At 41.3% G+C, this 2380-nt stretch carries 2 protein-coding genes; both read left to right on the forward strand.

What is annotated here, in order from left to right; genetic code table 11:
- On the forward strand, nt 1-1114 hold a 1114-nt coding region (locus AC37HE_RS10340; RefSeq protein WP_500782761.1), incomplete at its 5' end, for a sensor histidine kinase.
- Nucleotides 1115-1255: 141 nt separating this feature from the next.
- Nucleotides 1256-1885 (forward strand): rubrerythrin family protein, encoded by a 630-nt coding sequence (locus tag AC37HE_RS10345; protein ID WP_500782762.1) that lies wholly within the window; start codon nt 1256-1258, stop codon nt 1883-1885.
- Nucleotides 1886-2380: the final 495 nt, after the last annotated feature.

Genomic DNA, 2380 nt, shown 5'->3' on the forward strand with positions numbered 1-2380 from the left:
GCGTTCAGCCAATCTGCGACAAAGTGAACTGTCAATTCTGAAGAATGAGGAACAAAAATCCTTTTTTGATTCGAAGCTTTCCGGCAGCGGAGTTCGGCAACTTCAGGTTGTTTTGAAAGACGAAAATAATCGAAAAGCCGGTTTCATCTCCATTGCTATCCCTCTCGATGAATCACAGATGGTGCTAAAGAATCTTTTCATCATCCTGCTCTCCTTGTTCCCGGTCGTATTACTCGTTTTGTATTTTACCTCCCGGTTTATTGCCCAGAAAAGTATTTCCCCTGTTAGCCTGCTAACAGACAGCGCCTCTAAAATATCAAGGGAGAATTTGAATGAACGCATCCCCCTTCCATCGCGGAAAGATGAGTTATATATTCTTACAGGGGCCATTAACAAGCTACTCGACCGGATCGAGCAAACATTAACGCGGGAAAAGCAATTCTCCTCAGATGCCTCTCATGAGCTGCGGACTCCCCTTTCTGTTTTAAAAGGAACACTGGAGCTTATGCTTCGGAAACCAAGGGACCCGGAATATTATATGGAAAAGTCGGCAACCTGCCTGGATGAGGTAAATCGCATGGCAGCCTTAGTCGATCAATTACTCTTACTGGCACGATACAGCAACAAAAGCAATTCGAAAAAAGAAACGGTTGTTAATTTGTATGACTTAGTGGAGCAGGTAATTAACAGACATGTACCGACCATTGATACCAAAGACATTTCCATTTTCAGGGACATTGATAAAAGCCTCGTGGTTAAAACCGATGCATTTATGTTGGAACAAATTGTGGAGAATATCTTCAGCAATGCTTTGAAATATTCCTATGCTGATTCAACCGTTGGTATCATCGCTTTCAAAAAAGATGATGAGATTCGGTTAACAATCAAAGATGAAGGTGTTGGAATGAATGAAGAAGAGCGTCAGCACATATTTAACCGCTTTTTCAGAGCCGACGAATCCCGCAGTTCACAAACGAAAGGATTTGGCTTAGGCTTAGCAATTGCCAAAGGCTTTGCTGACATTTTAAACCTGGGAATAACCGTAAAAAGTCAACCGGGAGCAGGCTCATCCTTCACGATTATCTTTAACAAATCCGAAGAAACACAGACCTAAAGTATTCTGATAAAAGCTTAAAATGGACTTCATGGAAGCCATTTTTTAAGCCGTTCTTAAGAAATGCTTTAGAAAGCTCTTAGCATACCCGCCCTACCTTTGATCTAAACAATTTCATTATAAACAAATTCATTTTAGATCATGAAAACACCTATTCGTTATCTTTTTTTAGTGCTCACCCTCCTAGTTGGTAGCAACTTAAGATCAACAGCAGCCAGTTCTGCAACCGAAACAATTAAAAACCTTCAGGACGCTTTTATTGGCGAGTCAACAGCCAGTGCTAAATATGCTGCTTTTGCCCAAAAAGCCCGCGAAGAAGGTCAGGACAGAATTGGCTTACTGTTCGAGGCTGCCTCAAAAGCGGAAAGTATTCATGCCGGCAACCACAAAGCTGTTTTAGAGCAAATAGGCGGAACAATTCCGAGCGTGGATCCGAAATTTGACGTAAAATCAACCAAAGAAAACCTCAAAAATGCCATTGAAGGAGAATCCTACGAAGTGCAAACCATGTATCCTGATTTTCTGAAGAAAGCCCAGGAAGATGGTGTTCAGTTAGCGATGATTTCATTAAACTATGCCTATCAAACGGAAAAAAAGCATAAGGCTTTATACCAAAGTGCCTTATCAGCATTAAATAGCGATACAACCAGCAGTTTATCCGATGTATACTCCGTTTGTACTGTATGTGGAAATACCTACGATACAGGTGCTCCGGAACGTTGTGGAATTTGTATGACCCCACAAGAACGTTTCGTCAAGTTCACTTTATAAAAAACCAGAACAGAGATAATTGCCACCTACCTCTCGTTTGAGCTTAGCGGTAACGAGGGGTTAGGTGTTTTGTCGTTTGTAACGAAATTCCTACTAAAGGGCACGCTATACAAAAACACACCAGCAAATGACGAAGGAGAACGCAATCCTTGAAATGTAGAATATCGAATAACCAATAAGAAATGTAGAAGTAAGAAAGCGCAAACGTTAAAGTTCCAAGTTTTGAGTTTCAAGTTTCAAGTTGGTGGGGCCACGTCATTGCTGAATCGGATTTAAACCTCAGGACTTGTCCCGAATTAGCCCGGAGGGCTTTGATATCAATAGAAAAAACGCACCACCACACCAGCAATGTTGGGAAATGCGCCAATGCTCTTTGCTGAATCGGATTTGCAATCCGATTCTTGTTTGTCTTGGGATTTTAAATCCCTCTTCTATGATGATGTTGTTTCCTTGCTAACAAAAGGATTACAAATTAGTGGTGGTCGAAAGAAATAC

Source organism: Mangrovibacterium sp. (assembly GCF_059905295.1).